Genomic DNA, 7,661 nt, shown 5'->3' with positions numbered 1-7,661 from the left:
ATCGATCAGTTCTGCATCGATCACCAGAGACTGGATCAGCCCTTGGTGCTCTTGCGGGCCGATCCCCAGATGTCGATGCCGCCGTCGACGGCGTGCTCGTCGATGGCGTCCAGCTCTTCCTTGCTGAACGAGCGCTGATCCAGAGCCGCCAGGTTGGACTTGAGCTGCTCGGGCCGGCTGGCGCCGATCACCAGGGAGCTCACGCGGTCATCGCGCAGCGCCCAGGCCAGCGCCATCTGCGCCAGGCTCTGACCACGGGCGGCTGCGATGTCATTGAGCGAGCGGATGTGTCCGAGGTTCTCCTCGGTGAGGAAATCGTCCCGGAACGAGCCCTTGGTCGCGGCACGCGAATCCGAGGGCACACCGTCGAGGTACTTATCGGTCAGCATTCCCTGGGCCAGTGCGCTGAAGCCGATGACGCCGACTCCGAGGTCGTCGACCGCGTCGAGCAGGCCCTCGGTCTCGATCCAGCGGTTGAGCATCGAGTAGGAGGGCTGGTGGATCAGCAGCGGAGTGCCGAGATCCTTCAGGATCGCGGCGGCCTTGATCGTGTCTTCGGCGGAGTAGGACGAGATTCCGGCGTAGAGAGCCTTTCCGGAACGAACTGCCGCGTCCAGGGCCGACATCGTCTCCTCCAGCGGAGTGTCAGCATCGGGGCGGTGCGAGTAGAAGATGTCCACGTGGTCCAGGCCCATCCGGCTCAGCGACTGGTCCAGGCTGGAGAGCAGGTGCTTGCGGCTGCCGGTGGGGCCGCCGTAGGGGCCGGGCCACATGGTCCATCCGGCCTTGGTAGAGATGATCAGCTCATCGCGCAGCCCGGCGAAGTCCTCGCGCAGGATCCGTCCGAAGTTGATCTCCGCCGATCCTGGGGGAGGCCCGTAGTTGTTGGCCAGGTCGAAGTGGGTGATCCCATGGTCGAAGGCCATGTGGATGATCTCGCGCTGGTTCTCCAGGGCGAAGTCGTCACCGAAGTTGTGCCAGAGCCCCAGCGAGAGCGGGGGCAGCACCAGGCCGGAGCGGCCCACACGGCGGTACTCCGCGTTGTCGTAGCGGTCTTCTGCGGGAACGTACATGGTGGCTCCTGAATTTCGCGGTGTCGGTGTTCAGAGTCTCGGGGGAGGCCCGGCCGGTCCAGACAGGAGGCGGGCCCCTGATCACCTTACGCCTGCGAAGCCGCTGCTCCACCCGGCAGTGCCGCCGCCGCGCGGTCCAGGTCTGCAGACGTCACGGAGTCCCCGAAGCTGAACCGCACCGCCGTCTGGGCCACCTCCGGTGAGTACCCCATGGCGCTCAACGCCGGGCTCGGCTCGCTCGACCCCGCGGCGCAGGCCGAGCCCGAGGAGCAGAAGATGCCCTGCCGTTCCAGGTCCAGCAGCACCGACTCCCCACTGCGACCGGGCAGCACGAAGGACGCGTGTCCGGCCAGCCGCCGGGTCCGGTGCCCGGTCAGCCGCGCGCCGGGCACCCGGGCGAGCACCGCCTCGATGAACCCGTCGCGCCGCACCGCCAGCCCCGCGACGTCACTTTCAGACGCGAGCTGCAGCGCCGTCGCCATCCCGACTGCTCCGGCAACGTTCTCGGTGCCCGAGCGCAGGTCCCGCTGCTGGCCGCCACCATGGATCAGCGGCTCAAAAGGCGTCCGACGGCGCAGGTACAGCACCCCGGTGCCCCTAGGTGTGCCGAGCTTGTGGCCGGCAAGGCTCATCGCGCTGACGCCGAGGGCCTGCACATCCAGGGACAGGGTCCCGGCCGCCTGGACCGCGTCGGTGTGGAACGGAACCCGATGCTCGGCACAGAGCGCTGCCATGGCAGCGATGTCCTGGACCGTGCCGACCTCGTTGTTTGCGTAGTGGATGGAGACCACGGTGGTGTCAGGACGTAGCCTCGCGGCAAGCGCGTCAGGGGTGACCACGCCGTCGCTGTCCACCGGCACCGTCTCCACCTCGTAACCCAGCCGGCTCAACCAGGCCGCAGACTCGCTGACCGCGGGGTGCTCCAGGGCAGAGGTCAGCACGTGGCGTCCGCGCGGGGCGGCGAGCGCGATGCCCTTGAGCGCGGCGTTGTCGGACTCGGTGCCGCCGGAGGTGAAGATGATCTCTGCCGGCCGAGCGTTCAGGTGCCGGGCGACCTCAGCACGGGCGGCCTCCAGCGCCCGGGACGCCGCGGCCCCGGGTTCATGGACGCTGGAGGGGTTCGCGTACCCGGTCAGGTGCGGCCACATCGCCTCCAGCACCTCGCGTCGGACCGGAGCCGCGGCGGACTCGTCCAGGTAGAGCATCAGTCCGAGGTCCCCGGCCCGTCCGCCTCAAGCTCCGCGGCGAGCACCGGATCGATCTCGACGTGGATGCCGGTCCCAGTGTTCACCTCTAGCCCCAGGTCCATGTCTAATCCCAGGTCCAGGGCGCGAGCACCGTGGGTCAGCGCGCCCACGCTGATCAGGTCCACCCCGGTGCCGGCGATCGCCCCGATCGTCTCCAGGCTCACCCCGCCTGAGGCCTCCACCAGGGCCTGACCGTTGATGAGCTCCACGCCGCGGCGCAGGTCCTCGAGGCTGAAGTTGTCCAGCATGATCGTGTCGGCCCCACCGGCGAGCACCGGGGCGATCTGTTCGATCCGGTCCACCTCCACCTCGATATGGGTGGTGTGCGGCAGGCGCTCGCGGGCGCTCAGGATCGCCTGGGTCAGCGCCTCAGGGGAGTCACCCAGCGCCGCCAGGTGGTTGTCCTTGGCCATCACCGCGTCGGAGAGCGAGAACCGGTGGTTGTGTCCGCCGCCGCAGCGCACCGCGTAGCGCTCCAGCGCGCGCAGCCCAGGCGTGGTCTTGCGGGTATCGGTGACCCGCACCCCGGTCCCCGCCACGGCAGCGACATGCTCGCTGGTCAGGGTGGCCACCCCGGAGAGACGTTGGACCAGGTTCAGCGCGACGCGTTCGGCGCCGAGGATCGCACGGGCGGGGCCCTGCACACGGGCCAGGACATCCCCAGGGGCGAACCGTGCGCCGTCGTCGGTCTCGAGACTCACGCCGACGGCGGGATCCAGCGCGGCGAAGGTACGGGCGAAGATCTCACCTCCGGCGAGGATGCCGGGTTCCCGCGCCACCAGCTGGGCCTGCGCGGTGGCCTCGGGAGGCACGAACGCCAGACTGGTGAGATCACCGAAGGGGATGTCCTCGGCCAGGGCCAGGGTGATGACTGCGTCGATCTCGCGGGCGGAGAGCTGAGTGTCCACAGGGTCCCTTCAGTCTTTCGGCTTGGCGGCGAGCATCCGGTCCAGTGCGACCTTCGCCTGCACGGAGACCTCAGACTCGACGCTGATCTGGTTGTTCACCCGTCCCTGGACCAGCTCGTCGAGCACCCAGGCCAGGTAGCCCGGGTGGATCCGGTACATGGTGGAACACGGGCAGATGACCGGGTCCAGGCAGAAGATTCTCCGGTCCGGGTACTGGGCGGCCAGCCGGTTGACCATGTTGATCTCGGTGCCGATCCCGATGGTGTCCCCGGGGTCGGAGGCGGCGATGAACTTCTGGATCGCGTCGGTGGAGCCGGCCGCGTCGGCGGCATCGACCACTTCCATCGGGCACTCGGGGTGCACGATGATCTTCACCTCGGGGTTCGCCGCGCGGGCCTGAGCGATCTGGTCCACCGTGAAGCGCCGGTGCACGGAGCAGAACCCGTGCCAGAGCAGAACCTTGGCCTCGTGCAGCTGCTCAGGCGTGTTCCCGCCCAGCGGCTTGCGCGGATTCCACAGCGGCATCTGCTCCAGCGGCACCCCCATGGCCTTGGCGGTGTTGCGGCCCAGGTGCTGGTCCGGGAAGAACAACACCCGGTGGGCACGCTCGAAGGCCCACTCCAGCACGGTCGCGGCGTTGGAGGAGGTGCACACGATCCCGCCGTGGCGGCCGCAGAAGGCCTTCAGTGCGGCGGAGGAGTTCATGTAGGTCACCGGGAGGATCGGGACCTTGCCCTCAGCATCGGGTGCGGTGTCCGGATCCACCCCGTATGTCTCGCAGATCTCCTCCCAGGCGGTCTCCACCGAGGACTCATCCGCCATGTCGGCCATCGAGCAGCCCGCGGCGAGGTTGGGCAGGATCACCGACTGCTCCGGGCCCGAAAGGATGTCGGCGGTCTCGGCCATGAAGTGGACCCCGCAGAAGACGATGGTCTTCGCCTCCGGCTTGCTCAGCGCGGCATTGGCCAGCTGGAAGGAGTCGCCCACGAAATCCGCGTGCTGGACGACCTCGTCGCGCTGATAGAAATGCCCCAGGATGACCAGCTCCTCAGCCAGCGTCGCCTTCGCGGCCCGGATCCGTTCATGCAGCTGCGGCTCCGGCATGAGCTGGTAGCGCTCGGGCAGCTGACCGGGCCGGGAGACCGGGTCCGGGAGCCGATCGGCCTGCGAGGAACCGGGCCCATAGCCCGGGACGGTGTCGAAGTCCCAGGGTCCGGCGGCCAGCTTGGTGTTGCAGCTGTCCTTCGGGGTCAGGGTGATCAGGTCATGTACCGAGGCGGTCATGGCGTCTCCTGGATGGTGAGGGTGTAGCGGGTGCGGTGGGGGTTGGAACGGTAGAGCCGCGGCGGGCGGTGCGCGGTGCCGGTCATGCGCTCGCCGGTGTCCTCGACCGTGCCCTGGGCGATGATCTGACGGCGGAAGTTCGAAGGGTCCAGCGCCCGGTTGAGGATCGCCTCATAGACCCGGCGCAGCTCGGCGAGCGGGAACCGCTCGGGCAGGAAGGCATGCGCGATGGGGGAGTAGGTCACCTTTGCGCGCAGCCGGTCCAGGGCGTAGGCGAGGATCACGCCGTGATCGAAGGCCAGCACGCCGGCCTCCTCCGCGATGTCATCGGCCGGGAACCATTCGAGGTTCTCGCCCTCCACCGCGTCGGCGTCCTCGTCCTGGCGCACCAGCGCCCAATAGACGATGGACACCACCCGGGTGCTGGCGTGGGAGCGGTCCACATCGCCGAAGGCGTAGAGCTGCTCCAGGTGCCGCGGAGCCAGCCCGGTGGTCTCGAGCAGGGTGGCCCGGGCGGAGCTGACCAGGTCCTGGTCCGGTTCCAGGGGCCCGCCGGGGAGCGCCCACTGGCCGAGGAAGGGATCGCGGATGCGGCGCACCAGGGGCAGCCAGAGCGTGAGCTCCCCGGTCTCCGGGTGCGGGCGCAGCGCGAAGACCACCGTGCTCACGGCGAGCTCGGTCTGCAGGTTCGACGGCGCGGTCATGGCGAGCCCTTCTTAAGGTGACACTGACACTATGGTCCATGTCATATGGTCAGGTCAACCTGAAGGGGTCGTAATATCCACCAACGGTGGGTTTCTGCCCTGTACAGGAGCGCTCTGGGCTGGAACGATGACGCCCATGCGTCAATACGTGGTGGTCATCTGCAGCGCACTGGTGGCCCTGGCCGTGAATATCCTGATGGATCTCTACACCGACGTACCGATGCTGGTGCGCTGGGGAGTGGCCATCGCGATCGCGATGGTCGTGACCGTGCTGCTTGCACGCAAGACGGCAGCGCGGGCTCGGCGGGACGCGGCGGCGTCCGGGCAGAGCGCTGTCTCCCCCAGATGAGACCGTGACGCCGATGAGCCTGGTGGTGCCGCTACATCTGCCTGTCAGTCAGCGAGGCCGGCCTGGACCTCGTCGAGGAAGTCTGGGATCTCGGTGAGCTGACGCGCGAACTCTGTCGCGCCCTCGGGTGCGAGGTGGATCGCATCCCGGCTGTGGTCGTCTCCCCACCAGGAGCCGAACTCGTCCACGGGGAAGAGTCGGACGTCATGCGGGTCCGTCAGAGCCTGAGCTGACTCCTGCCGGCGGGCGTCATAGTCCCGCCCTGCCTCCTCAAGATTCGCCTGGTGGACGGGCGTGTAGGGAATCTCGAACGCAAGCACGGTCACGCCATGGCTGCGCAGCAGATCAGCGGCCTCGCCGAACTCGGCGACAGCTTCATCGTGCACCGTCGGGAAGCCGGGAAATCCTCGCTCCATCCGGGTGTCGCTGATCTCTTCGGCCTCGGCCGCACTGACCCCGGGGTGGATCATGAAACCGTCTGAACGCAGCCGGCTGCCTTCTCTGATCCGCAGGCTGGTCTGGGCTGGTTGTCCCTCCTCCGCCCGCGCCACCTGCCCCCCGCCGGTGCGGAACCGGAACAGCGGGTCAGCGACGTCGCGTTCACAGCGCGCAGCGTCCGCGTCGCTCCAGGTATCGCTGGCGGGCCGGTCGCATCCTTCGACCATCGAGGAGAACGGTGACTTCGCACCTTCAGAGGTGTAGAAGTCGTCCCGCTCGGCCGCTCGGGTCGAGATGCCCATCAGCGCGACGGACGGCAGTTCGTCGAGGCTGACGATGTAGCGGGCCAGCAAGCGGTTGATTCCCCAGCGGGCCCGGCTGCTCGCGCCGTTGAAGACGGAGACCTCGTCGCCGGTCGCTTCAGACAACAGCTGCCCCAGTTCGGCTGGATCGAGACCTTGCTGTGTCATGGAGTCGCCGAAGATGACCACATCGGGCGCCGGGTCGGCGGCACCGAGGGCATTGGTCATCGTCTCGAAGGCGCCGCCATGGGCGGGCGCCACGGGGAGGAGGTCTTGAGCCGACCAGTCCTCGATCTGCTCCGTCGTCACGTCCTGGGTCAGCGACTGATTGAACTTCACCGTGGGGAAACTGTCCTCGGCCGTCGCGGGTGTGGCCGGACTCGAGGTGCCGTCCTCGGGTGGATTGCTGTCACAGGCGGATAGTGCGAGCAGCAGAGCAGTGCAGAGGACTGCGAGACGACGAGGAGGCATTGGTTCAGGTTACAGGCACGTCAGCAGTGCGCCGTGCTTGACTGATGGCATGAACCCCCTGGAATTCACCGTTGACGGAGAGATCTTCCGCGTGAGCGAGAGGTTTCAAGATGACGGCCGGATGAGCTACGACTTCGCCTGGCTCAACGGGCCGGCCGACGGCACCTATGGGTTCACGGTGGGGTGTTCACCGCTCGGGGCCCGAATGACTCGGGGAGAGCTGATGGAAGCGGGGCGAGGGTTCGCTGCCTCGTTCTACGAGCCTGGGGGCATCGGTGAGGAAGACTTCCCGGAGCACGTCGCGCCACACCCGCGCTCGCATATGTGAAAGCATCTTCGTCAGCGCTTTATATGCATCTACGCGTCGGAGGAGCGCCTCAGAGGCGTGCTGTACACGGCGCGGACCGGGATGGGTCCGGCCAGGTCATCCGCCACTCGGTGCATCCCCAGCTTCTCGGCCACCCGCTCCGACGCGCGGTTCTCCGGATGAAGGATCGCTACCAGCTCGGTCTCCTCGGTGTGTTCCCGGGCGAATTCAAGACACGCCAGCGCGGCCTCGGTGGCGTAGCCCTGGTTCTGCTTTTCGGCCCGCACCCGGAAACCGACCTCGAGCTTGGGGGTGCCGTTCACAGACTGCCAGGTCAGACCACAGTCGCCGAGGAAATCGCCCTCGAGGGTCTCGATGATCCACAGGCCATAGCCGTGCTCGGCGTAGCGGCGCTGGGACTTGGCGATCCACTGCGCGGCCTCCATTCGCGACTTCGGGGCCGGGTAGTAGTGCATCACCACCGGGTCGCCGAGCAGCGCGGCCATGTCCTCGAGGTCAGCGTCGGTCATCCTGCGGAATCGCAGTCGTGCCGTGGGCGGGGGAATGGGCATGGGGGC

The 7,661-nt window shown here is 67.9% G+C and carries 9 protein-coding genes; 2 read left to right on the top strand and 7 right to left on the bottom strand.

What is annotated here, in order from left to right; translation table 11 throughout:
• Positions 1–35: 35 nt before the first annotated feature.
• The 5 genes from mgrA to ACHAA4_RS14765 all read right to left on the bottom strand — a co-directional run bounded on the left by mgrA (position 36) and on the right by ACHAA4_RS14765 (position 5,216).
• On the bottom strand, positions 36–1,073 hold the full coding sequence (gene mgrA / locus ACHAA4_RS14785) for an L-glyceraldehyde 3-phosphate reductase (RefSeq protein WP_435774945.1): 1,038 nt from the start codon (positions 1,071–1,073) through the stop codon (positions 36–38).
• Positions 1,074–1,159: 86 nt separating this feature from the next.
• The gene (locus tag ACHAA4_RS14780; protein ID WP_435774944.1) at positions 1,160–2,278 is read right to left on the bottom strand and encodes a cysteine desulfurase family protein; all 1,119 of its coding nucleotides are present in this window, start codon (positions 2,276–2,278) and stop codon (positions 1,160–1,162) included.
• The gene (gene nadC / locus ACHAA4_RS14775) at positions 2,278–3,228 is read right to left on the bottom strand and encodes a carboxylating nicotinate-nucleotide diphosphorylase (RefSeq protein ID WP_435774943.1); all 951 of its coding nucleotides are present in this window, start codon (positions 3,226–3,228) and stop codon (positions 2,278–2,280) included. Before nadC ends, ACHAA4_RS14780 begins: the two co-directional genes overlap by 1 nt.
• Before the next feature lie 9 nt (positions 3,229–3,237).
• A complete protein-coding gene (nadA, locus tag ACHAA4_RS14770; RefSeq protein ID WP_435774942.1) occupies positions 3,238–4,512 on the bottom strand; it encodes a quinolinate synthase NadA in 1,275 nt (424 codons plus the stop codon).
• Complete coding sequence (locus ACHAA4_RS14765) at positions 4,509–5,216, bottom strand: NUDIX hydrolase (RefSeq protein WP_435774941.1); 708 nt, start codon at positions 5,214–5,216, stop codon at positions 4,509–4,511. The genes nadA and ACHAA4_RS14765 overlap by 4 nt, the downstream gene beginning before the upstream one ends.
• A 127-nt stretch (positions 5,217–5,343) precedes the next feature.
• Here ACHAA4_RS14765 and ACHAA4_RS14760 point away from each other — a divergent pair, with 127 nt between their 5' ends.
• The gene (locus ACHAA4_RS14760; RefSeq protein WP_435774940.1) at positions 5,344–5,565 is read left to right on the top strand and encodes a hypothetical protein; all 222 of its coding nucleotides are present in this window, start codon (positions 5,344–5,346) and stop codon (positions 5,563–5,565) included.
• A 44-nt stretch (positions 5,566–5,609) separates the two neighbouring features.
• On the opposite strand, the gene ACHAA4_RS14755 is transcribed toward ACHAA4_RS14760, so the two are convergent.
• The gene (locus tag ACHAA4_RS14755; protein WP_435774939.1) at positions 5,610–6,644 is read right to left on the bottom strand and encodes an SGNH/GDSL hydrolase family protein; all 1,035 of its coding nucleotides are present in this window, start codon (positions 6,642–6,644) and stop codon (positions 5,610–5,612) included.
• A 181-nt stretch (positions 6,645–6,825) separates the two neighbouring features.
• Here ACHAA4_RS14755 and ACHAA4_RS14750 point away from each other — a divergent pair, with 181 nt between their 5' ends.
• Positions 6,826–7,104, top strand: a complete 279-nt coding sequence (locus ACHAA4_RS14750; RefSeq protein WP_435774938.1) for a hypothetical protein — start codon at positions 6,826–6,828, stop codon at positions 7,102–7,104.
• A 29-nt stretch (positions 7,105–7,133) separates the two neighbouring features.
• On the opposite strand, the gene ACHAA4_RS14745 is transcribed toward ACHAA4_RS14750, so the two are convergent.
• Positions 7,134–7,655 (bottom strand): GNAT family N-acetyltransferase, encoded by a 522-nt coding sequence (locus tag ACHAA4_RS14745; protein ID WP_435774937.1) that lies wholly within the window; start codon positions 7,653–7,655, stop codon positions 7,134–7,136.
• Positions 7,656–7,661: the final 6 nt, after the last annotated feature.

The sequence above is a fragment of the Nesterenkonia maliinae genome (genome assembly GCF_051262655.1).
Classification (GTDB): Bacteria; Actinomycetota; Actinomycetes; order Actinomycetales; family Micrococcaceae; genus Nesterenkonia.
Note: the sequence above shows the minus strand (reverse complement) of the source record. Positions and strands in the feature narration are given on the sequence as shown.

Excerpts from the sequence above, each read along its gene's own strand:
- mgrA (WP_435774945.1), bottom strand. The coding sequence starts at position 1,073 with ATGTACGTTCCCGCAGAAGACCGCTACGACAACGCGGAGTACCGCCGT.
- ACHAA4_RS14780 (WP_435774944.1), bottom strand. The coding sequence starts at position 2,278 with ATGCTCTACCTGGACGAGTCCGCCGCGGCTCCGGTCCGACGCGAGGTG.
- nadA (WP_435774942.1), bottom strand. The coding sequence starts at position 4,512 with ATGACCGCCTCGGTACATGACCTGATCACCCTGACCCCGAAGGACAGC.
- ACHAA4_RS14765 (WP_435774941.1), bottom strand. The coding sequence starts at position 5,216 with ATGACCGCGCCGTCGAACCTGCAGACCGAGCTCGCCGTGAGCACGGTG.
- ACHAA4_RS14760 (WP_435774940.1), top strand. The coding sequence starts at position 5,344 with ATGACGCCCATGCGTCAATACGTGGTGGTCATCTGCAGCGCACTGGTG.
- ACHAA4_RS14750 (WP_435774938.1), top strand. The coding sequence starts at position 6,826 with ATGAACCCCCTGGAATTCACCGTTGACGGAGAGATCTTCCGCGTGAGC.
- ACHAA4_RS14745 (WP_435774937.1), bottom strand. The coding sequence starts at position 7,655 with ATGCCCATTCCCCCGCCCACGGCACGACTGCGATTCCGCAGGATGACC.